This window comes from Paraburkholderia sp. J67, from assembly GCF_905220265.1.
Classification (GTDB): domain Bacteria; phylum Pseudomonadota; class Gammaproteobacteria; order Burkholderiales; family Burkholderiaceae; genus Paraburkholderia.
The window spans coordinates 90,329-111,744 of the sequence record NZ_CAJMZK010000031.1 but is presented as its reverse complement, the minus strand read 5'-3'; the positions used below and the strand labels follow the sequence as shown (position 1 = coordinate 111,744).

Genomic DNA, 21,416 nt, shown 5'->3' with positions numbered 1-21,416 from the left:
GGCCAAAGCCAAATACTCAGCGCACCGCGCGCAAATATCGATTAGTTTCCATACATCCAGGCGAAGCCAAAAAATCCAACTGCACACCTTCACACCACCGCCTCGCGAACGTCCCTATACTCCACATCGTGTGCGAATAGCGAAAGCTGAATATCGCCCACGATCAGTCCCGTCTCACCGCCAGGTTCCCGAACATCGAATACCACGCGCCGGCAGGCATCGCGCTTACCCGCGCGCAGCGTCGTGCTGCCTCAACGCCGTAGCATTCCCCTGCGCATCATTCCCTCAAGCCCCAACCAGGAGCGCTTCAGATGAGCACGTTCACCACCCGCGATGGCACGTCGATCTATTACAAGGATTGGGGCAGCGGCCGCCCGGTCGTCTTCAGCCACGGCTGGCCGCTCTCGGCCGACGCATGGGACGCGCAAATGCTGTTTCTCGTGCAAAAGGGCTTTCGCGTGATCGCCCACGACCGTCGCGGCCACGGTCGTTCGGACCAGCCCGCCAAGGGCAACGACATGAACACCTGGGCCGACGACCTCGCCGAGTTGCTCGACAAGCTCGATGTGAAGGACGCCACGATGGTCGGCCATTCGACGGGCGGCGGCGAAGTCGCGCGCTATATCGGCCGTCATGGCACGAAGCGCGTGGCGGGCGCGGTGCTGATCGGCGCCGTGCCGCCCATCATGATCAAGTCCGAGCAGAACCCGGGCGGCCTCCCCAAGGAAGTGTTTGACAACATCCGCAAGAGTGTCGTGGACGATCGCTCGCAGTTCTTCAAGGATCTGGCCGTGCCGTTCTACGGCTTCAATCGCAGCAGTGCGAAGGTCTCCCAGGGCACAATCGATTCGTTCTGGCTCCAGGGCATGTTGGGCGGTGTGCTCGCGCTCTACGAATGCGTGCACGAGTTCTCGGAAGTCGATTACACCGAAGACCTCAAGAAAATCGACGTGCCCACGCTGATCCTGCACGGCGACGACGATCAGATCGTGCCGATCGACGATGCCGGCAAGCTCTCCGCGAAGATCGTCAAGAACGCGACGCTCAAGATCTATCCGGGCGCGCCGCACGGCATGTGCACGACCGAGGCCGACAAGGTCAACGCCGACCTGCTGGAATTCCTGAACCGCAAATAAGACGCGGCACGGCGCGCTCGCTCAGCGGGAACACTCGGCGAGCGCGTCCAGAAACGCGCCCTGCCATGTCGGGTCCTGCCCGAACGCGGCGAGGCTCGCATGCAGTTCGTCCGCGTGCGTAGCCATGCAGGCGTGCCGGTTCGCCTCGGCTTCGCGCGGCAGTCTGACGATCGCCGCCGCCAGGACGCCCACAACCACAGCCGCAAGCAGACACCCCTCTAGCCACCTGCCCGGTTCGTCCCGGGGGTTCGCCGCTCGCCCGCGATTCGATCCAGTCTCATCCATCGCCCACTCCATTTGATTAGCAAGACAATTATCTAAAGGAAAAAACGGCTCGAATCTCGCCGTCTCAGCCCATTCCTTTGCGGATCTTTCGCATGCCGGTGACCGTCGATTCGAACAGATCGCCCCCCACTTTCGCACGCAGCGCGCGAGCGATTTCCGCGCTGGCCGTGTTGATCGGCGTGTCGAGCGCCGCCCCGTCCGCAGTCGGAAAAAGCGCCCACTCGCGCCCGTCCGCTTCGCTCTGGCGGCGCTCCAGCAGTTGCTTCTCGCAAAGATTGTCCACAAGGCGCGTGGCCGTCGGTCGCGCGATGCCGAGCGTCTGTGCGACGTCGCTCGCGAGGCAACCCGGCTTCGCGAGCACAACGCGCAGCACGAACCCCTGCGCGGGCGTCAGGCCAAACGGCGCATACGCAGCGCTCCACTCGCGCTCCACGAGGCGCGCGAGCGCCGCCGAATTGAAGTAAAGGCAGTGATCGAACATGGCCTCATCAGATCACGAATTGATTAGCAAGGCAATTGTTATCGGATGCCTGCGACAGTCAATTTTGCGCTCCGCCCGACGACCCAACCAACGCGAATACCCCACTAAACGACCAGGAGAATCGGCCGGAAAACGATCGTGCCCGGAAAAAAATTCTTCTATAAGACTCGGCGATTCCTCTCTGTTTGAGCAAGGGTCTTCACCAGCTTGACAGGGAATCAAGGGTACGAAACCCAAAATGGTCGCGACAGGGTCAGATTGCTCCCCAAGTGCTGTAAGCCCTTATGTGGCGGGACTTTGGCGCGGTAACGTTTTCAGCGCAGCGCCGCTCCATCGCGCCGAGCGAGACGATTTCACGCTCAAACTCCCGCGCGCAACGCAATTTCACAATATGAAATACATGTCGACTTGCGCCCCAGGCCATCGGAAATTGAGGCAAAATCCAGGTGTTTCGCCGACTGCGCGCAGCCGGTGGTGTTACCACCTCGTTTAACGATCCCGCCAAGAAGCCGATGAGTACCCAGCAACCCACCATCATCTATACCCTGACCGATGAAGCGCCGCTGCTCGCCACCAGCGCGTTTCTGCCGATCATCCGCACTTTCGCTGCGCCGGCCGGCGTGAACGTCGAGACCAGCGATATTTCTGTGGCAGGCCGTATCCTCGGCGAATTCCCCGAATTCCTCACGGAAGAACAGCGCGTCCCGGACAACCTGGCTGAACTGGGTCGTCTCACGCAGCTGCCGGAAACGAACATCATCAAGCTGCCGAACATCAGCGCATCGGTGCCGCAGCTCGTCGCCGCGATCAAGGAACTCCAGGGCAAGGGCTACAAGATCCCCGATTTCCCGGAAGATCCGAAGACCGACGAAGAAAAGTCCATCCAGAAGCGCTATTCGAAGTGCCTCGGTTCGGCTGTGAACCCGGTGCTGCGTGAAGGCAACTCGGATCGCCGCGCGCCGCTGGCAGTCAAGAATTACGCGAAGAAGCACCCGCACAGCATGGGCGAGTGGAGCATGGCTTCGCGCACCCACGTCGCGCACATGAAGCACGGCGACTTCTACCACGGCGAAAAGTCGATCACGAATGACAAGGCGCGCGAAGTGCGCATGGAACTCGTGACGAAGGGCGGCGAGACCCTCGTGCTCAAGCCGAAGGTCACGCTGCAAGCCGGCGAAATCGTGGACAGCATGTTCATGAGCAAGAAGGCCCTGCTCGCCTTCTACGAAGCCGAAATGGAAGACGCGCGCAAGACCGGCGTCATGCTGTCGCTGCACGTCAAGGCGACCATGATGAAGGTTTCGCACCCGATCGTGTTCGGCCACGCTGTGCGCACGTTCTACAAGGACGCGTTCGCGAAGCACGCCAAGCTGTTCGAACAACTCGGCGTGAACGTCAACAACGGTCTGGTCGATCTGTACACGAAGATCGAAACGCTGCCGGAATCGCAGCGCGAAGAAGTCATCCGCGACATGCACGCGTGCCACGAGCACCGTCCGGCGCTGGCGATGGTCGATTCGGCCAAGGGTATCTCGAACCTGCACGCACCGAACGACGTGATCGTCGACGCATCGATGCCCGCGATGATTCGCGCAGGCGGCAAGATGTGGGGCGCCGACGGCCGTCCGGCCGACACGAAGTGCCTGATTCCGGAAAGCACGTTCGCGCGCATCTACCAGGAAATCATCAACTTCTGCAAGACCAACGGCGCGTTCGATCCGAAGACCATGGGCACGGTGCCCAACGTCGGCCTGATGGCACAGAAGGCTGAGGAATACGGTTCGCACGACAAGACCTTCGAAGTGCCGCAAGACGGCACGGCGCGCATCGTCGACAACGCTACGGGTGAAGTCCTCGAAGGCCTCACGCAGGAAGTCGAGCAAGGCGACATCTGGCGCATGTGCCTCGTGAAGGACGCGCCGATCCGCGACTGGGTCAAGCTCGCCGTCACGCGCGCGAAGAACTCGGGCACGCCGGCTGTGTTCTGGCTCGACCCGTACCGTCCGCACGAAAACGAAGTGATCAAGAAGGTCGAAACGTACCTGAAGGATTACGATCTGACCGGCCTCGACATCCAGATCATGTCGCAAGTGCGCGCGATGCGTTACACGCTGGAGCGCGTGATCCGCGGTCTGGACACGATCTCGGTCACCGGCAACATTCTGCGCGACTACCTGACCGACCTGTTCCCGATCATGGAACTGGGCACCTCGGCAAAGATGCTGTCGATCGTTCCGCTGATGGCGGGCGGCGGCATGTACGAAACGGGCGCAGGCGGCTCGGCTCCGAAGCACGTGCAACAGCTGGTTCAGGAAGACCACCTGCGTTGGGACTCGCTCGGCGAATTCCTCGCGCTGGCTGTCTCGCTGGAAGACCTCGGCATCAAGACGAACAACGCGCGCGCCAAGCTGCTCGCGAAGACGCTCGACGCCGCCACCGGCAAGCTGCTCGACAACAACAAGGGCCCGTCGCCGAAGACCGGCGAGCTGGACAACCGCGGCAGCCAGTTCTATCTGTCGATGTACTGGGCACAAGAGCTGGCCGCACAGAAGGACGACGCGGAACTCGCGGCTCAGTTCGCACCGCTCGCGAAGGCGCTGGCCGACAACGAGCAGAAGATCGTTGCCGAGCTGGCTGCGGTTCAGGGCAAGCCGGTCGACATCGGCGGCTACTACAAGCCGGACTTCGTGAAGCTTGCTGAAGTCATGCGCCCGAGCGCGACGTTCAACGCGGCACTTGAAGTCGTCGCGAAGTAAGTCGTAGAGGATTCGAGGCCTTATTTCTAGGCCTCGTTGTAGAAACGCCCTTGCAGCGGAAGCTGCAAGGGCGTTTTTGTTTGGGGTGCCGGAAGGCGCCCTTCACTTGCGGTTCATCGCGATTTCATAGCGCACATAACCCGTACGCGTCGCGATCGGGTCATAGACGGCCTGTGCCGCCGTATTCTCCTGATTGGTCACCCAGTAAATCCGGAACCAGTTCTGCTCGACGCCAATAGCCTTGAGCCGTTCGACAAACGCCGTCGCGATACCTTGCCTGCGGCCCGCAGGCGCAACATACAGGTCTTCCAGATAGCACACCGTCTGGTCGCTCCACGTATTGGGATGAAGCACGTAATTGCACAGGCCCAAAGCCGTGCCGTCTTCCGAGTATGCGATCAGTGCGTGGATGGGTTCGGCGGCACTCACGATGCGTTCCCACGTGCGCGCGGTCACGCGTTCATCGAGGGCAACATCGTAGTAGCCGCAGTACGCGCGCCAGAGCGCATACCATGCGGCCTTGTCGTCGTCCCGAACGGGACGGATGGAAAAATGCGGAATTAATTGAGTCGGCACGAGCGGGTTTCCATGAGCGTCTTCGAGTGCTCATGGTAACGCCGCCCGATCCTGGCCGCACTGACTTCGATCCAGAAAATTACTTCGCCTTACTAATCTTCTGCGCCGATTCGATCAACCCATCGAGCCATTCCTGATGCCCGTTGATCATGGGATTCGGCCGCGTTTTGGCCAGTTCCACGGCGGGTGTGCCCTTCTGCGTTTCCTGCGTCAGCACCCGCACGCGGCCACCTGGCAGGTCTTCCAGCAGCCACGCATGATGGACGTCCAGGCGGCTTTTCGCATCGCCTTCGACCCAGCCATGCCACGCCACACGCGCGGGTTGGCCCGCGGCAGCCGGCACGAATTCGGTCACTTCGGCTTCGACCGGAAAGCCAAACGTCGTGAAGCGAAACCGCGCCCCCGCCGACAACACCGGCCCCGTGCCATCGTGGAAGACGATATCCGATGCATTGCTGTAGCACGTGGGCCACGCCGTGGTGTCCGCGAGCAGCGGCCACACGTCGGCCACGCTCAGGCGCGCAACGATGACTTCGTTCGAAGCGAAATTGTCCGTGGTGCCCGGCAGATAGTCGTCGGGCCAGATGATTGCTTGCATGATTAGCTCCAGATCTCGATGCTCGAGAATGAACATGGTGGAAACAGACGTTGTGTGCCTGCTAGACGTTCACCATGATGGCCGCTATGCTGAAATAAGACCAATCGAGTATTTTTATTTTAGACATCATGCCAGCTGATATCAGGACGATCGATCTGAACCTGCTGCGCGCGCTGGACGCCCTGCTCGACGAGCGCAACGTCACGCGCGCCGCGCTGCGCCTGTCGCTCACCCAGCCCGCCGTGAGCGGCATGCTCATGCGGCTGCGCGAAGCCTTCGACGATCCGCTGTTCGTGCGCACGCAACGTGGCATCGCGCCCACGATGCGCGCGCTGGAACTCGCCGCGCCAGTCAGGCAGATCCTCGGCGAAGTCGAGACCCTGCTCACCCCGCAGGCCTTCGATCCCGCCCGCGCGGATTTCACGCTCACGCTCGCCGCTACCGATTACGCGTTGCAGGCCGTCGTCGCGCCCTACCTCGCCGCGTTGCGTCGCGATGCGCCGGGCATACGCGTGGCAGTGGTGCCCGCTCAGGACCCCTCGTTGCACGCGCAACTCGCACGCGGCGACGTCGATATCGCGCTCGTGACGCCCGAAAGCACGCCATCCGATCTGCATGCACGGCGTCTGTTCGACGAACGCTATGTATGCGCGATACGTAAAGATCATCCCGCCGCCGCGCGCGGGCGCATCACGCTCGCGCGTTTTTGCGCGCTCGATCACGCGCTGGTATCGTATTCGGGCGGCGCATTCGAAGGCGTGACCGATGAAGCGCTTGCGCAACTCGGGCGCAAGCGGCGCGTGGCGCTCTCGGTCACGAGCTTTCTTGTATTGCCAGAAATTCTGCGCGCGAGCGACCTGATTGCCGTCGTGCCCCAACGGCTCGCCGAGCGTGCGGCGCACGGCGAAGGCCTCGCCGTGCTCGCTCCCCCGCTCGCGATTCCCGGGTTCACCAAGACGGCGGCCTGGCACGAGCGCACGCATCGCGATCCTGCGCGGCGCTGGGCACGTGCCTTGCTATTCGAAGTTTGCGAATCGCTATAAATCAGCTTGGGATTGGCATGCAGGCGCAATCGATTCGAAAGCTGTTCGATGCAGGCACATCGATACGGCATATCGCTGACATTCGCTGACACTATTTGTCCTTGCAATTCGACGCTTCGCGCTAGAATCAATGGCATCTTTTCCCACTGCCTCATTCATTCATGCTTCGACCTTCCGAACCTGCGAACGAAGCCGAGCGTATGGAAGTTCTGCGGTCGTACAAGATCCTCGACACGCCGCCCGAGGACCGTTTCGATCGCATCACGCGTCTCGCACGGCGTCTTTTCAACGTCCCCATCGCCGCCATCACGCTGGTCGATACCGGGCGTCAGTGGTTCAAGTCGCATCCGGGTCTCGATGTCTCGGAGACCTCGCGCGATGTGTCCTTCTGCGGTCACGCGATCCTTGGCAACGATCTGTTCTTCGTGAACGATGCGAGCATCGACGTGCGCTTCGCCGACAATCCACTTGTCACCGGCACGCCGAACATCCGCTTTTACGCGGGCTGCCCGCTTTCGGTATCAAGTGACATCCGGCTCGGCACGCTGTGCGTGATCGACAGCCGCCCGCGCCTGTTCGACGACGAAGAGCGCATCGTGCTACGCGATCTCGCCGATATGGCCGAGCAGGAAATCGCCACTACGCAGATGGCGACCACGGACGAGCTCACGGGTCTCGCCAACCGGCGCGGCTTCAAGTCGCTCGCCGAACAGGCGGTGCGCCTGTGCCGCGGCGCACAGCGTCCCGCGTCCTTGCTCTATCTCGACCTCAACGGTTTCAAGCCGATCAACGACACCTACGGTCACGCCGAAGGCGATCGCGCACTCGTTGCATTTGCAACGATATTGCGCACGGCACTGCGCGAAGGCGATGTGATTGGCCGCATGGGTGGCGACGAATTCGCCGTGCTGCTCTCCAGCACCGACGAATCCGGCGCGATGACCGCCGTGGAGCGCATTCGCAATCAACTCGATCTGTTCAATCGTGCCGCGCAAAAACCTTATGAGTTGCGCAGCAGCGTAGGCATGGCGATGATGCGCGACGATCTGCCGTCGTCCGTGGACGATCTGCTCGCGCGTGCCGACGCCGCGATGTATCAGCAAAAACGCGCGACGGCGAGCGAGCGGCGTTAGGCCTCGCGCGTACAACGCCCCTCGCACCATATGCGTTTTCGCATACTGGATGCGGCGCCTATTCTCGCCAGCTAATGTTTTCATATTTCTGGCGGCGTATCGTCCCCCTATACACGACAACACGCTCATCGGGGGGCGATATGACCACACGACACATTGCGCGCGCACGCAACACTCGGGCCATAACCGGCCTGGCGCTGGGCATTGCCTCGGCGGCAACGGGCGCGGGGCTGTGGCTGGGCGCCGGCACCGCCGATCAGTCGATGGCGATGCCCGCGATTCTGCTCGGTGTTTTTCTCGCCATCTACGCGGGCCACGAAGTCTTGCGCGGCAGAACGCGCTGAGCGGCGGCCTGCGCCGCCCAAGTGAAAACTCAATACACGTCGCGCACATAACGCCGATCGCGCGCCATCTGCCCGACGTATTCGCCGGCGGCATCGTCGCTCATGCCGCCGTGCTTCGCCACTACCGTCTTCAGCGCGGCGTCCACGTCCTTCGCCATACGGCTCGCGTCGCCGCAGACATAGAAGTGCGCGCCCTCCTCCAGCCATGCCCATAGTTGCGCGCCGTTCTCGCGCATGCGGTCCTGCACGTAGACCTTGTCGTGCTGGTCGCGCGAGAACGCGAGATCGAGCTGGTTGAGCAGCCCGTCCTTGCGCATCTGCTCCAGTTCGTCGCGATAGTAGAAGTCGGTGGCCGAGTGCTGCTCGCCAAAGAACAGCCAGTTGCGGCCCGCGTCGCCGCGTGCGCGGCGCTCGTGCAGGAAGGCGCGGAACGGCGCTACGCCCGTGCCGGGGCCCACCATGATCATCGGCGCGTCGCTGCTGCGCGGCGGGCGGAAATGCGTGCTCTTCTGCACGAACACGGGCACGCTGCCTGCGGCCGCACGGTCAGCGAGGAAAGTCGATGCCACACCTTTGCGATCGCGCCGGCCATTGTGATACCGCACGGCCGAGACGGTCAGATGCACTTCGCCCGCATGCGCCTTCGGGCTCGATGAAATCGAATAGAGCCGCGGTTGCAGGCGCTTGAGCATGCCCGTCAGCTCACGCGCGGAGAGTTCGACCGGGTATTCGTGCAGCACGTCGGCAAGCTGTTGCCCCCACAACCAGTTCTTCAGATCGGCTTTGCGGTCTTCGCGCAGCAGCTCGCTCAAGCCCTGGCCGCGCGCACGCGCCGCGATGAGCGCGAGCGCATCGGGACCGGGCCGCGCGATCTCGTAGTGATGGCTCAAGGCATCGGCGAGGCGAATATCGCCGACGCCGGGCACGTCCACAGGCATATCGGCGGACAAATGCGTGAGCGTCAGCAATTCATCCACGAGCGCCGGGCAATTCGTCGGCCAGACGCCCAGCGCATCGCCCGCTTCGTATTCGATGCCCGCCTCGCCCGTCGACAACGAAAAATAGCGCGTGTCCTTGCTTGCGCCCTGCAAATTCAGGCGCACGTTGTCGACCAGCCGCGACGCGCCGGGACGCGTCTTCGTCGGCGCGCAACCGGGCAGAACTTCGGGAATCGAACCGCTCGCGGGCACGGCGTGCAGCGCGGCGTCTTCTTCCTTGATGCGTGCCGCGACGCGCTCGAGCCATGCATCGGCGCTGCTCTGGAATTCGCTGTCGCAATCGACTCGCGCCATCAAACGTTGCGCGCCCAGCGCTTCCAGACGCGTGTCGAGATTGCGGCCGTGGCCGCAGAACTGGTCGTAGTTGCGGTCGCCCAGCGCAAGCACCGCGTAACGCAAACCGGCGAGCTTAGGCGCGTTGTCGGCCTTGAGCGCGGACCAGAACGGCTCGCCGTTGTCGGGCGAATCGCCGTCGCCGAAGGTGCTCGTCATCAGCAGTACGTATTGAGCCTTTTCCAGATTCGCGAGCGGATAGTCCGCCATGCAAGCCGTACGGATCTCGCAGCCCGATTCCATCAACTGCGTCGCGTAACGCTCGACGAGCGATTCGACGTTGCCCGTTTGCGAGGCCCAGAGCAGCACCACCTTCGGACGCGTGTGAGCGATACGGACGCTGCCCGGCTGCTCGTCCTGCTGCGCCACGGCTTCGAGCGCGGGTGCGGCGCGCGAGCCGGCGCGGCTGAACAGGCCCGCCAGCAGACCGTCCACCCATGCGCGCTTTGCGACGGGCATCGGCGCATTATCCGGCAGCACCGGCAACGCCGCGCCATCGGTCGCGTCGGTGCGCGAGGCACGCAGGCCGTTGACGAAGCCCGCGAGATAGAGCCGCTCCGTTTCGCTGAGCGTGGGCGCGGGCAGCGCGCCAAGATCGAGTAGATTCGCAAACGCGTCGATTCGGGTCATGTCGAATTCCTGTTGCAAAGCGGCGCGGCCAGTGTCGTGCCGATCCGACGTATCGCTAACGTCGGGTTCGACCACGGGTGGCTCGGGCGCGACGCGCGTCAGCGCGACCGCACAAAATTTCAGTTCGGGCTGCTGGGATATGGCATCGACCGCGTCGTTCGTGACCGCGTTCACGCACAGATCGTCGCCGAACACATCGTTCCAGTGCATCGGCGCGAAGCAGTTGCCGGGTTGCACGCGGTCGGTGATCACGGCGGGCAGCACGACGCGGCCGCGTCGCGAGCGCACCTCCACGCGATCCTTCGCCACGATGCCGAGCGCGCCCGCATCCTCGGGATGGATCTCGACGAAGGGCGACGGGTTGAGCTTGTTGAGCATCGCCACCTTGCCCGTCTTCGTCATGGTGTGCCATTGATGTTGCAGGCGGCCCGTGTTGAAGACGATCGGGAAGGTGCCATCGGGCAGTTCAGCTGGCGCCACATGCGGACGCGCGAAGAACACGCCCTTGCCATTCGGCGTGGCGAACGCGATGCGCGGGCGGCTACCGTCCGCGTCTTCGCGCAGCGTCTGGCTCACGCCATCGTTCAGATAGCGAACCGGATGGCGGTCATCCTTCGAGTCGGCTGCGCACGGCCATTGCAACGGCGTTTCGCGCAGCTTCGCGTGGCTCGCGCCGCGCAGATCGTAGCCTGTCTTCAGGTTCGAAAAGCCCACGATCTCGTCGAAGACTTCGGCCGCGCTCGCGTAGCTGAACGCTTTCTCGAAGCCCATCGCACAGGCCGCCCGCGCGATGATCTGCCAGTCGGGCAGCGCTTCGCCAGGCGGTTCGATCCCCTTCTGCGTGAGCGTCATGTTGCGCTCGGAGTTGATCATCACGCCTTCGGCTTCGGCCCAAAGCGCGCCGGGCAGTAGCACGTCGGCGTATTGATTTGTTTCGGTATCCAGAAAAGCGTCCTGGGCGATCACCAGCTCGGCGGCGCGCAGACCCGCCACCACGGTCTGCCGGTTCGCGACCGAGGCCACCGGATTCGTGCAGATGATCCAGCATGCCTTGATCTCGCCTGCCGCCATGCGCGAGAACATGTCGATGGTGCCGCCGCCCAGCTTCGTCGTGAGCGTACCGCGCGGCACGTTCCAGCGGTCCTCCACGAAAGCGCGGTCGTCCTCGGAGAGCACCGAGCGCTGACCGGGCAAGCCCGGCCCCATGTAACCCATCTCGCGCCCGCCCATCGCGTTGGGCTGGCCCGTGAGCGAGAACGGCCCGCTGCCCGGGCGGCAGATCTTGCCCGTGGCCAGATGCAGATTGCAGATCGCGTTGGTGCTCCACGTGCCATGCGTGCTCTGATTCAGGCCCATCGTCCAGCAGCTCATCCACTCGGGCGCGTCGCCAATCATCTGCGCGGCGCGGCGAATATCGGCCTCGGCGAGACCCGTGATGTCCGCAACTTTCTCGGGCGTGTAGTCGGCGAGGAAAGCCGGCATCGCCTCCCAGCCATCGGTATGGCTCGCGATGAATTCGGCATCCGTGTGGCCGTTTTCGTGCAGCAGATACAGCAGGCCGTTGAGCAGCGCGAGATCGGTGCCCGCCTTGATCGGCAGATAGAGCGAGGCCTTGTCCGCTGTCGCGGTGCGGCGCGGGTCCACCACGATCAGCTTCGCTCCGGCTTTCACGCGATCCATCATGCGCAGGAACAGAATCGGATGGCAGTCGGCCATGTTCGCGCCGATCACGAAGAAGCAGTCGGCCTTGTCGAAGTCCTGATACGAGCCCGGCGGGCCGTCCGCGCCCAGCGAGAGCTTGTAGCCGCTGCCCGCGCTCGCCATGCACAGGCGCGAATTCGATTCGATATTGTTGGTGCCGACAAAGCCCTTCGCGAGCTTGTTCACGAGGTACTGCGCCTCGATCGACATCTGGCCGGAGACATAGAACGAGAGCGCGTCCGGGCCATGCGCGTCGAGCGTCGCGCGCAGGCGCGCGGCCGTATCAGTGATGGCCTGGGCGACGGGCAGCGGCACCGGGTCGGCGTCGCGCGCGCGCCGCACGAAGGCGCGTTCGAGCCGGCCCGACTTGCGCAGCGCCACGTGCGCCGAGGAGCCCTTGGTGCACAGGCGCCCGAAATTGGTCGGGTGCTCGGCATCGCCCGAGATCTTTTTGACCTCGCCATCCTCGACGTGCAGGACCATCCCGCAGCCTACGCCGCAATAAGGGCACACCGTCTTGACGTTCTTGCCCGCCATGTCCGTTTCTCTTTGCGTGGATGCCGTTCTGTCTTCAGGCCGCCACCCAGACCTGGCCGTTCTCCACGCGCGCGGCGAACGCATTCACCGAGCTGCGCGGCTCTTCGAGGCACTCGCCCGTCGAGAGATCGAAATGATGCTTGTAGATGGGCGACGCCACGACAATGCGCTCGCCCAGACTGCCCACGAGACCGCGCGAAAGCACCGCAGCCTGCGAATTGGGATCGTAATTGCCGATGGCGAACACGCGCGCCGCGCCGTCGTCGATATGGAACACGGCGATCTGCTCGCCGTTCACGAGCGCGCAAACGCCCGTATTCGGCACGATATCGTCGAGCTTGCAGACCGACACCCAGCTGGGATCAAGCGAAACATGACTCATTTTGGATTCCTCTTGAATAGATAGCTTCAGACTGCTTCGACAACGACGGGAATCTCCGCCAGCGCCGCATGCTGCGCGCGCACGGGAATCTGCTGGCGCTCCTCGAGCGTGGCCGGGCGAATCTGCCCGCGCTCCTCAACAAACGCAACGTGCTGATCGCCTTCGTCGCTATTGACGAAGTGACGGAAACGGCGACGCGTCTGCGGATCGGTCACGGCTTTCTTCCACTCGCATTCGTAGGTGTCCACCACGAGTTGCATCTCCGCTTCGAGTTCCGCACCAATGCCGAGTTTGTCGTTCACGATCACGTCGATCAGATAATCGAGGCCGCCTTCGAGGTTGTCGCGCCATACACTGGTGCGTTGCAGGCGGTCAGCGGTGCGCACGTAGAACATCAGGAAGCGGTCGATATAGCGCTCCAGCGTGGCGCGGTCGAGATCGGCCGCAAGCAGTTCCGCGTGGCGCGGCTTCATGCCGCCGTTGCCGCAGACATAGAGATTCCAGCCTTTTTCCGTGGCGATCACGCCCACGTCCTTGCCCTGCGCCTCGGCGCATTCACGCGTGCAGCCCGAGACGCCAAACTTGATCTTGTGCGGCGCGCGCAAGCCCTTGTAGCGGTTCTCCAGCGCGATCGCGAGACCCACGGAATCGCCCACGCCAAAGCGGCACCACGTCGAGCCCACGCACGACTTCACGGTACGCAGCGCCTTGCCATAAGCGTGCCCCGATTCGAAGCCCGCATCGATCAGCTCTTCCCAGATGAACGGCAACTGTTCGACGCGCGCGCCGAACAGGTCCACGCGCTGGCCGCCGGTGATCTTGGTATAGAGCCCGTACTTCTTCGCGACCATGCCCACGGCGATCAGCCCTTCGGGCGTCACCTCGCCGCCCGCCATGCGTGGCACGACCGAATAGGTGCCGTCGCGCTGGATATTGGCGAGGTAGTAGTCGTTCGAATCCTGCAGGCTGGCGTGCTCTTTCTTGAGCACGAACTCGTTCCAGCACGACGCCAGAATGCCGGCCACGGCGGGCTTGCAGATATCGCAGCCCAGACCGTGACCATGTTTGGCAAGCAGCGCGCCAAACGTCTTGATCTGCTCGACGCGCACGAGGTGATAAAGCTCCTGGCGCGAAAACGCAAAGTGCTCGCAGAGGTGGTTGTTGACGGCCACGCCCTGACGCTTCATCTCCGACTTCATGACCTGGGTGACGAGCGGCACGCAGCCGCCGCACGACGCGCCCGCACAGGTGGCCGCCTTCATCGCGCCGATGCTGGTCGCGCCGTCGCGCACCGCCGCGCAGATCTGCGCCTTCGAAACGTTATTGCACGAACAGATCTGCGCGCCGTCGGGCAATGCCTCCACGCCGAGCGCGGGCTTGGCCTTGCCGTCCGCTTGCGGCAGGATCAGGAATTCAGGGGACTCGGGCAGCTCGATGCCGTTGAGCATCATTTGCAGCAGCGTGCCGTATTCGCTGGCGTCGCCCACCATCACCGCGCCCAGCAGTTTCTTGCCGCATTCGGACACCACGATCTTCTTGTAGACCTCGCGGCGTTCGTCGGCGAAACGATACGAGCGGCTGCCCGGCGTCTTGCCGTGCGCGTCGCCGATGCTCGCCACGTCCACGCCCATCAGCTTGAGCTTCGTGCTCATGTCCGCGCCGGCGAAGTCCTGCGCGGCCTCTCCCGCGAGCGTCTTCGCCACGAGGCGCGCCATGTCGTAGCCGGGGGCCACGAGGCCGAAAATCTGCCCTTGCCAGAGCGCACATTCGCCGATTGCGTAGATGTCGGCGTCGCTCGTGCGGCAGGCAGCGTCGATCACGATGCCGCCGCGCGGGCCGATTTCGAGTCCACAGGCGCGCGCGATTTCGTCGCGCGGACGAATGCCCGCCGAGAACACGATCATGTCGGCTTCCAGATGCGTGCCGTCGGCGAACACCATGCGGTTCGCAGCGCTTTCGCCATCGACGATCGAGGTGGTGTTTTTCTGCGTATGCACGCTCACGCCCAGCGCCTCGATCTTGCCGCGCAGCATGCGGCCGCCGTCCTCGTCCACCTGCACCGTCATCAGGCGCGGCGCGAATTCGACCACATGCGTGTCGAGCCCGAGGTCGCGCAGCGCCTTCGCGCATTCGAGCCCCAGCAGGCCGCCGCCCACCACCACGCCGGTTTTCGCACTCGCGCCGCGTGCGCGCATCGCTTCGAGATCTTCGATGGTGCGATATACGAAGCAATCCGAACGATCGTTGCCTGCGATCGGCGGCACGAATGGCGACGATCCCGTGGCGATCACGAGCTTGTCATAGGAAAGCGTTTCGCCGTTCGACACGCTAACCGTGCGCGCGGCGCGGTCGATCGACACGGCTTTCGCGTCGAGCACGAGGCGCACGCGCTCGCGCACGTCGTCGCGTTCGAAAAAGCCGGGGCTCACGAGCGAGAGATCGTCGGCGCTCTTGCCCGCGAAGAATTCGGAGAGATGCACGCGGTCGTACGCGGGGCGCGGCTCTTCGCAGAGCACCGTGATGCGCACCGCGCGTGGAGATTGCGCGGTGTCGGCCAGCACGCTCTCCAGAAACTTGTGGCCCACCATGCCGTGACCGATGACGACGACGTTCAGTGCGTCCGTTGCGAGCGTAGATTGCGTCATGCCTGTGCACCCTGCTAGAGAGAAATAAAAAAGGCGTCCCGCAAATCCCGCTCGCGAGGAGCCAGATTCAGGGGACGCCGTTGTCCTGAGTTTCAATCGGTTTCAAACGAATTGCGCTGCGTGCTGCGATGCAGTTGGATCGCCATTGATCCGTGTTCGGGGATCACTATGCAAACGCTGTGCCAATGCGCGCTGAAATCGTCGAAATGCCTGTGCACAAAGCGTTTGCGCGCATCGCAGCGGACTGGGGCATGAACACGGCGCTGATACACGACGATGCAGGCCAGCACAGATTTGGTGCCGTGCAGCACGCTGGCTGTGCGCTTTCGGTGCGAGTCAAGCGTGCGTACACGTAGCGATATGCGTTGGTCTGGAACTTGCGTTGCACAACGCATCCGGCAACGATGCCGGGAAAAGCGGTAGAACGAATTGAGCAACGGACAACGGCGTCCCCTCGTCAATCAAGACGAGCGGACGCCGTTTGTATTTGAAGCGCAAGATAGTGCGCAGACGCGCAGGCAATCCGAGGAAGAAACATGAACCAGGCAACGGGCAAGGTCACCTTATTGAGCGCGGGTCCGGGCGACCTCGACCTGCTCACGCTGAAAGCCGCGAAGGCACTCGCGCGCGCGCAGATCGTGCTGCTCGACGATCTCGTCAATCCCGAGATCGCGACGCTCGCGCCGCAGGCGCGCATCATCCGCGTCGGCAAGCGTGGCGGCTGCCGCTCGACACCGCAGGCCTTCATCGAGCGGCTCATGGTGCGCTACGCGCGCAAGGGGCACGACGTGGTGCGCGTCAAAGGGGGCGATGCGCTGCTGTTCGGTCGCGCGGGCGAGGAACTGGCCGCCTTGCAGCGCGCGGGCGTGCCATTCGAGATCGTCAATGGGGTGTCGTCGGCGTTCGCGGCGGCGGCGGGTCTGGGCGTCTCGCTCACGCATCGCGATCACTGCCAGGGCGTGATCTTCGTGACGGCGCATCTGCGCGACCATAGCGAGCCGGATTGGCAGGCGCTCGCGGCCACGCGCATGACGCTGGCGATCTATATGGGGATGAGCCGCATCGAAGGGCTGTGCGCGACGCTCGCGCAGTCGCTTTCGGCGCAGACACCCGCAGCGGTCGTGCAATGGGCGGGCACCGCGCAAGAGCGCCGCGTGTTGGGCACGCTAGGCACGATCGCGGAACGGGCGCACGCAGCAGGCCTGGGCAGTCCGGCGATCATTCTCGTGGGCGATGCGATCGGCGAAGCGGTGTCGCTCGCCGCATTCGATGCGCACGCAACGACCTTGCCGGTATTGCGCCGCGCGTGAGCCGGTTAGCGCAGCACGCGCTTCGCCACCAGACACGGCAGCCGCACGCCGAATCCGGCCACGAGCCGCAGATGCATCCACGACAGCAACAGGTTGTCGCGCGCGTAGTTGAAGTGCGAGACACCGCCCTCGTGCGCGCCGAAGTAACGCACGGGCGCTTCGATGCTGATCGGCCGCACGCCGGCCCAGCACAGGCGCACGGCGGCTTCGGGATCGAAGTCGAAGCGGCGCATCCACGCCTGACGCCGCATGATGGTCACGAGCGGCGCGATCGGATAAACGCGGAAGCCGTACAACGAATCGCCGATACCGGCCCATAGCGTTTCGAAGTCGGCGAAGAAGTTCGACACGCGGCGGCCTTGCACGCGCAGTTGCGGCGCGCTGGCGTCGAACTTGGGCCGCCCCAGCACCATTGCGTCGGGGCTGGCCTGCGATGCGGCCATGAAGCGCGGGATCAGATCGGCCGGATGCTGGCCGTCCGAGTCCATCGTCAGCACGTGGGTATAGCCGCGCGCCGCCGCGGCCTCCATGCCCGCCAGCACCGCGCCGCCCTTGCCGCGATTGGCGGGCAGCACGATCACATGCAGACCGGGATCGTCCGCGGCCATCGCTTGCAGGCGTTGGGCGCTGCCGTCCGTGCTGCCGTCCACCACCACCCAGACGGGGTTCCATTGCGCACGCGCCGCGCGCACGGTTTCATCGACCTTGGTGCCGGGGTTGTAGCTCGGGATCAGGACGAGATGGGTCGAGGAAGCGGTAGGCGTGGACATGGCTGGGGCCGATTGCATGGAACGGGATACTGACAAAATTTTATGACTCGCCGACGACCCTGCACATGTCCTTTCGACATCGTGTGCGCGTGCGGCGTAAGCGATGCAAAAGCGCGCTTCAGGCAAGGCTCGCCATCTCATGACCTGCGCTCGCCTCGATCTCGATCAGCAGGTCCGAGCGGCACACATCCGCGTGCAGGTAGAGCGGCTGCACGTGCGGGCCTGCGGCCTCGCGCAGCAGCTTGTCGATGGCGGCGAGCGCGGCCGTATCGGCGCCGTCGCGCACATAGACCTTGAACGCGAGATCCACCAGCGCGAACGGCCCGTGGCCTTGCCGCGCGGCCTGGTCCAGCACCGCTGCGAGATTCGCGAGCGTCTCGCGCGTTTGCGCCAGCACGTCGCCGGGGTGCACGGTGCGGTGCCCGACAATACTCGCGGTGCCCGAAATGAATAGCACCGGCGCCAACTCTGCCCCCGGCGCGCCGGACCACGCGGCCGCGCGCGCGAACGTCGGGGCACGCGCGCCGTATTGCGCCGGGTAATCGAACGCGCTCACCTGGCGCGGGTTCTCGATGGCGTCGGCTGGCGTGCGGCTCGCGAGGAAATACACCGCGAGCGGTTCGCCCGGCACGCCCTCGGCCGATAGCGGCCCGACCGAGCCGAGCGCGCATGCCGCCGGCACGCTGCCGGTGAGCGCGCGGCGGCACGCTTCGAAGGCGTGCTGGCGACCCGCATTGAACTGACGATAGCGCTCGACGCCATGCTGCTCGACGTTGATCGCGGGCACCGTGTTCCAGATACGCAGCGGATGCGGCATGTCCAGCGCATCGAGCAGATCGAACAACATGCGATAGGCCGCTTCGGTCGCGCGTTCGAGCGGCGCTTCCATAGGGGCTTGCGCTGCGGGCTGGACGACGAAATCGGCTTCGTTGAGCACGATGCTGCCGAATACGAGCCCGGCCGCTTCGCTATAGCGGTAATGCAACGCGCCGCGCCGCACGCTGCGCAGATCGTCCGCGGCGCATTGCCAGATTTCGTAACACGATGCCTCGTGCGCCGCGCTGGGGCTGTTCTGCCATTCAGCGGTGGCGCGCTGAGGAACGAGTTGCGTCATGTGAACCGGCGCGAGCGGCAAGTCGGGCACTGTGTCAGCCAGTACTGGCTCGTGCGCCGCCGCGCCCATGCAGACGGCACCCATTGCGCCTGGAAACGCCTGGTCGAAGGCTGCGGCCGCGCCGTCTTCACCGGACGCGCTACCCAGCAAAGCGGCAAGACGCGCACGATCGATCTGCACGAGCCGCAGTGCGCTTTGCAGCGCGTGGCCATGCGGCGCCACGGGCGCAGACGTCATCGATTGCGAACGCCAGCCGGCGTCGACAGTTTGCACAGACACTCGAATTACCTCAGGAAGCCGTCAACGGACCACAACGCAGGCGCGCTTACGCGAGCCCGCCGTTGATCGAAAGAACTTGCCCGGTCACGTACGCAGCGGCGTCGGACACGAGATAGGCGACCATGCCGGCCACTTCCTCGGGCCGGCCGGCGCGTTGCGCGGGCACGAGCTGCTTGATGCGCTCGGCGGGAAAGGCGTCCTGCGCCATCGGCGAGGCGATGATGCCGGGCGCGATCGCGTTCACGGTGATGCCGCGCGAGGCCACTTCGAGCGAGAGCGCCTTGGTCGCGCCGATCAAACCGGCCTTCGCCGCCGAGTAATTGACCTGGCCGCGATTGCCCATCACGCCCGCGAGCGAGGCGATATTGACGATGCGTCCGCGCCGTGTGCGGATCATCGGCAGCAACAGCGGCTGCGTCACGTTGAAGAAACCGTTGAGCGAGACGTCAATCACGCGACGCCACTGCTCGCGCGTCATGCCCGCGAGCGGCGCGTCGTCGTGCACGCCCGCGTTGTTGACGAGGATCTGCACCGGCGCGTCTTCGATCAGGCGCGCGAGCGCGGCCTCGGTGGCGTCGGCGTCGGTGACGTCGAAGGCGATCGCGTGCGCCCGGCCGCCCGCATCGACGAGCCGCTGCGCCACGGCCTGCGCTTCGTCCAGACGCCGGTTCGCGTGCACCCAGACCTCATGGCCCGCTTGCGCCAGCACGGCGCAGATGGCCTGGCCGAGCGCCCCGCTGCCGCCGGTCACGAGCGCTCGCATCGGCGTGTTGCTGTTCATCTGCGCTCCCCCTTGCTTGCTGCTGCCGTCGCGCTCAGCGCGTACGATGCGCTTCGACGTAGGCAGCCAATGCGCCCAGCGTCGCAAAGATTTTTTCGTTATCCGGATTGTCCGAACGCAGCTCGAAGCCGTACTTCTTCGAGATCAGCAGCGCGATTTCCAGAATGTCGATGGAGTCGAGCCCGAAGCCTTCGCCATAGAGCGGGGTCTCGGCGCTCACGTCGTCGAGCGAAACGTCTTCGAGATTCAGTTCGCCGACGATCAACGTGGCGAGCTCGTGTTCCAGTGGGTTCATGTGCGTGCGGTCAGGGGTGCGGGGTAGCGCAGCGGCGCGCAGCCAATGGCCGTCTGCCGGCTTCCGGACCAGCCCCCCGCCTGCCTCCCTGATTTTAGGGTTCGTTTGGTAAAAGTTACGCGGATTCTAGACGATGGGTATCAGGGCGTATACGGGGAGGCCTTCCGAAAGGTTACAGAGGGTCGGGCACGCGCCGGGCGCATTTCGGGACGCAAACGCACGCCGCGCTTGCGCGGTATTGGCCGTACCGCATTCGCCTCGCCGCCCGCGTGTGCGCGATGTCATACAAACGGTTACAAACCGGCCAGAAGGCTTACCGAGGAAGCCGCGCCGACATCTTAAAATACGCCTGCCCTGAATTCAGGGCCCGTAATTCATATGACATAAGACGCTTTGTGACCCAGCCCGCTATCTCGAAAGCGATCTGAAACCGCTCCGCCGCGCCAACCCGCACCAACGTTAAGGACCCGAAATCGACCATGCTGCGCCCGCCCTTCCAACCTCGCCGCGCCTCAGGCAGCCACGCAATCCGCGTGGCCAGGCGCGCTGGAGAAGGACGATGACGGCGACGCGTGTGTCCGGCGTTGTGCGCACGATGCTGGCCGTCGCGCTCGTGGTCGCTTATCAGGTGGCGGCGCATCACGCCGTCGCCACGCCCGGCGCGCATGGCCTGGGTCTGACGATGGCGCTGGTGCCGCCGCTGCTGATCGCGCTGGGCGCCGCCGCGCGCTCGCCGCGCCGCGCGTGGTTCCTGCCGCTCTGGGCGCTTGCCGCCGCGGCGCTTTGGCTAGCGCGCACGCCGCTTGCTCAGCATTTCGAATGGGGCCTGTACCTCGAACACGCGAGCTTCAATCTGGGCATGGCGCTGCTGTTCGGTCGCACGCTGGCGCAGGGTCATGTGCCGCTGTGCACCCAGTTCGCGACGATGATGCAAGGCCCGGGCGCGGGTGCGCTCCCGCCTGCCGTGGCGCGTTACACGCGGCAGATCACGCTGGCGTGGACCGTGTTTTTTGTCGCGATTGCGGTGATATCGACGCTGATGTTCGCGTTCGCGCCGATCGTCGACTGGGCGACCTTCGCGAATTATCTGGCGCTGCCGCTGGTGGGCGCGATGTTTGTCGCCGAGCATGCGTGCCGGCGTTTCGCGCTGCCCGGCGAGCCGCAGGCGGGGATGCTGGAAGCGGTGCGCGCTTATCGGGCTTCGTCGGAGGCTTCATCGGCATCCACGCCGCTGAAGCCGCACGCGCGCCCTACGCCATGAATAGACGGCTGGCGCGCCGCTGCGCCGG

General features: G+C 64.2%; 19 protein-coding genes. 7 read left to right on the top strand and 12 right to left on the bottom strand.

Annotated elements, in window-relative coordinates:
* The first annotated feature begins 311 nt into the window (after positions 1-311).
* Positions 312-1,136, top strand: coding sequence for an alpha/beta hydrolase (locus tag U5782_RS35130; protein WP_322048444.1), 825 nt, complete (start codon positions 312-314; stop codon positions 1,134-1,136).
* Between the two features lie 21 nt (positions 1,137-1,157).
* On the opposite strand, the gene U5782_RS35125 is transcribed toward U5782_RS35130, so the two are convergent.
* The gene (locus U5782_RS35125) at positions 1,158-1,421 is read right to left on the bottom strand and encodes a hypothetical protein (protein WP_322048443.1); all 264 of its coding nucleotides are present in this window, start codon (positions 1,419-1,421) and stop codon (positions 1,158-1,160) included.
* Positions 1,422-1,485: 64 nt separating this feature from the next.
* A complete protein-coding gene (locus U5782_RS35120) occupies positions 1,486-1,902 on the bottom strand; it encodes a MarR family winged helix-turn-helix transcriptional regulator (RefSeq protein WP_322048442.1) in 417 nt (138 codons plus the stop codon).
* Positions 1,903-2,414: 512 nt separating this feature from the next.
* Here U5782_RS35120 and U5782_RS35115 point away from each other — a divergent pair.
* Positions 2,415-4,658, top strand: a complete 2,244-nt coding sequence (locus U5782_RS35115) for an NADP-dependent isocitrate dehydrogenase (protein ID WP_322048441.1) — start codon at positions 2,415-2,417, stop codon at positions 4,656-4,658.
* Positions 4,659-4,760: 102 nt separating this feature from the next.
* On the opposite strand, the gene U5782_RS35110 is transcribed toward U5782_RS35115, so the two are convergent.
* Both U5782_RS35110 and U5782_RS35105 read right to left on the bottom strand, forming a co-directional pair.
* The gene (locus U5782_RS35110) at positions 4,761-5,234 is read right to left on the bottom strand and encodes a GNAT family N-acetyltransferase (protein ID WP_322048440.1); all 474 of its coding nucleotides are present in this window, start codon (positions 5,232-5,234) and stop codon (positions 4,761-4,763) included.
* A 79-nt stretch (positions 5,235-5,313) separates the two neighbouring features.
* Positions 5,314-5,832 (bottom strand): SRPBCC domain-containing protein, encoded by a 519-nt coding sequence (locus U5782_RS35105; protein ID WP_322048439.1) that lies wholly within the window; start codon positions 5,830-5,832, stop codon positions 5,314-5,316.
* A gap of 128 nt (positions 5,833-5,960) precedes the next feature.
* Here U5782_RS35105 and U5782_RS35100 point away from each other — a divergent pair, with 128 nt between their 5' ends.
* The 3 genes from U5782_RS35100 (at position 5,961) to U5782_RS35090 (ending at position 8,352) form a co-directional block, all read left to right on the top strand.
* The gene (locus U5782_RS35100) at positions 5,961-6,875 is read left to right on the top strand and encodes a LysR family transcriptional regulator (protein ID WP_322048438.1); all 915 of its coding nucleotides are present in this window, start codon (positions 5,961-5,963) and stop codon (positions 6,873-6,875) included.
* A gap of 161 nt (positions 6,876-7,036) precedes the next feature.
* Entirely contained in the window at positions 7,037-8,008 is a 972-nt protein-coding gene (locus U5782_RS35095) for a sensor domain-containing diguanylate cyclase (protein WP_415914459.1), read from the top strand.
* A gap of 140 nt (positions 8,009-8,148) precedes the next feature.
* Positions 8,149-8,352, top strand: a complete 204-nt coding sequence (locus U5782_RS35090; RefSeq protein ID WP_322048436.1) for a hypothetical protein — start codon at positions 8,149-8,151, stop codon at positions 8,350-8,352.
* A gap of 29 nt (positions 8,353-8,381) precedes the next feature.
* Here the strand turns inward: U5782_RS35090 and U5782_RS35085 are convergent, their stop codons facing one another.
* The 4 genes from U5782_RS35085 to U5782_RS35070 all read right to left on the bottom strand — a co-directional run bounded on the left by U5782_RS35085 (position 8,382) and on the right by U5782_RS35070 (position 15,889).
* The gene (locus U5782_RS35085) at positions 8,382-12,551 is read right to left on the bottom strand and encodes a bifunctional nitrate reductase/sulfite reductase flavoprotein subunit alpha (protein ID WP_322048435.1); all 4,170 of its coding nucleotides are present in this window, start codon (positions 12,549-12,551) and stop codon (positions 8,382-8,384) included.
* A 34-nt stretch (positions 12,552-12,585) separates the two neighbouring features.
* Positions 12,586-12,933, bottom strand: coding sequence for a nitrite reductase small subunit NirD (nirD, locus tag U5782_RS35080; protein WP_322048434.1), 348 nt, complete (start codon positions 12,931-12,933; stop codon positions 12,586-12,588).
* 26 nt (positions 12,934-12,959) lie between these two features.
* On the bottom strand, positions 12,960-15,548 hold the full coding sequence (gene nirB / locus U5782_RS35075; protein ID WP_322048452.1) for a nitrite reductase large subunit NirB: 2,589 nt from the start codon (positions 15,546-15,548) through the stop codon (positions 12,960-12,962).
* A 122-nt stretch (positions 15,549-15,670) separates the two neighbouring features.
* Positions 15,671-15,889, bottom strand: a complete 219-nt coding sequence (locus U5782_RS35070; protein WP_322048433.1) for a hypothetical protein — start codon at positions 15,887-15,889, stop codon at positions 15,671-15,673.
* A 225-nt stretch (positions 15,890-16,114) separates the two neighbouring features.
* Here U5782_RS35070 and cobA point away from each other — a divergent pair, with 225 nt between their 5' ends.
* Positions 16,115-16,888, top strand: coding sequence for a uroporphyrinogen-III C-methyltransferase (gene cobA / locus U5782_RS35065; protein WP_322048432.1), 774 nt, complete (start codon positions 16,115-16,117; stop codon positions 16,886-16,888).
* A gap of 5 nt (positions 16,889-16,893) precedes the next feature.
* Here the strand turns inward: cobA and U5782_RS35060 are convergent, their stop codons facing one another.
* The 4 genes from U5782_RS35060 to U5782_RS35045 all read right to left on the bottom strand — a co-directional run bounded on the left by U5782_RS35060 (position 16,894) and on the right by U5782_RS35045 (position 20,127).
* Positions 16,894-17,658 carry a glycosyltransferase family 2 protein gene (locus U5782_RS35060; RefSeq protein WP_322048431.1) on the bottom strand — a complete coding sequence of 255 codons (765 nt, stop codon included), beginning with the start codon at positions 17,656-17,658 and terminating at the stop codon, positions 16,894-16,896.
* Between the two features lie 118 nt (positions 17,659-17,776).
* The gene (locus U5782_RS35055) at positions 17,777-19,051 is read right to left on the bottom strand and encodes an endoribonuclease L-PSP (protein WP_322048430.1); all 1,275 of its coding nucleotides are present in this window, start codon (positions 19,049-19,051) and stop codon (positions 17,777-17,779) included.
* Between the two features lie 46 nt (positions 19,052-19,097).
* Positions 19,098-19,814 (bottom strand): 3-oxoacyl-ACP reductase FabG, encoded by a 717-nt coding sequence (gene fabG, locus U5782_RS35050; RefSeq protein ID WP_322048451.1) that lies wholly within the window; start codon positions 19,812-19,814, stop codon positions 19,098-19,100.
* A 52-nt stretch (positions 19,815-19,866) separates the two neighbouring features.
* Positions 19,867-20,127 (bottom strand): phosphopantetheine-binding protein, encoded by a 261-nt coding sequence (locus U5782_RS35045; protein ID WP_322048429.1) that lies wholly within the window; start codon positions 20,125-20,127, stop codon positions 19,867-19,869.
* 559 nt (positions 20,128-20,686) lie between these two features.
* Here U5782_RS35045 and U5782_RS35040 point away from each other — a divergent pair.
* Positions 20,687-21,388 (top strand): hypothetical protein, encoded by a 702-nt coding sequence (locus U5782_RS35040; RefSeq protein ID WP_322048428.1) that lies wholly within the window; start codon positions 20,687-20,689, stop codon positions 21,386-21,388.
* The last annotated feature ends 28 nt before the right edge of the window (positions 21,389-21,416 follow it).

Bases quoted from the DNA above. Each gene is read 5' to 3' on its own strand.
- U5782_RS35130 (WP_322048444.1), top strand. From the start codon at position 312: ATGAGCACGTTCACCACCCGCGATGGCACGTCGATCTATTACAAGGAT.
- U5782_RS35125 (WP_322048443.1), bottom strand. From the start codon at position 1,421: ATGGATGAGACTGGATCGAATCGCGGGCGAGCGGCGAACCCCCGGGAC.
- U5782_RS35120 (WP_322048442.1), bottom strand. From the start codon at position 1,902: ATGTTCGATCACTGCCTTTACTTCAATTCGGCGGCGCTCGCGCGCCTC.
- U5782_RS35115 (WP_322048441.1), top strand. From the start codon at position 2,415: ATGAGTACCCAGCAACCCACCATCATCTATACCCTGACCGATGAAGCG.
- U5782_RS35105 (WP_322048439.1), bottom strand. From the start codon at position 5,832: ATGCAAGCAATCATCTGGCCCGACGACTATCTGCCGGGCACCACGGAC.
- U5782_RS35100 (WP_322048438.1), top strand. From the start codon at position 5,961: ATGCCAGCTGATATCAGGACGATCGATCTGAACCTGCTGCGCGCGCTG.
- U5782_RS35095 (WP_415914459.1), top strand. From the start codon at position 7,037: ATGCTTCGACCTTCCGAACCTGCGAACGAAGCCGAGCGTATGGAAGTT.
- U5782_RS35090 (WP_322048436.1), top strand. From the start codon at position 8,149: ATGACCACACGACACATTGCGCGCGCACGCAACACTCGGGCCATAACC.
- U5782_RS35085 (WP_322048435.1), bottom strand. From the start codon at position 12,551: ATGGCGGGCAAGAACGTCAAGACGGTGTGCCCTTATTGCGGCGTAGGC.
- nirD (WP_322048434.1), bottom strand. From the start codon at position 12,933: ATGAGTCATGTTTCGCTTGATCCCAGCTGGGTGTCGGTCTGCAAGCTC.
- cobA (WP_322048432.1), top strand. From the start codon at position 16,115: ATGAACCAGGCAACGGGCAAGGTCACCTTATTGAGCGCGGGTCCGGGC.
- U5782_RS35060 (WP_322048431.1), bottom strand. From the start codon at position 17,658: ATGTCCACGCCTACCGCTTCCTCGACCCATCTCGTCCTGATCCCGAGC.
- fabG (WP_322048451.1), bottom strand. From the start codon at position 19,814: ATGCGAGCGCTCGTGACCGGCGGCAGCGGGGCGCTCGGCCAGGCCATC.
- U5782_RS35045 (WP_322048429.1), bottom strand. From the start codon at position 20,127: ATGAACCCACTGGAACACGAGCTCGCCACGTTGATCGTCGGCGAACTG.
- U5782_RS35040 (WP_322048428.1), top strand. From the start codon at position 20,687: ATGACGGCGACGCGTGTGTCCGGCGTTGTGCGCACGATGCTGGCCGTC.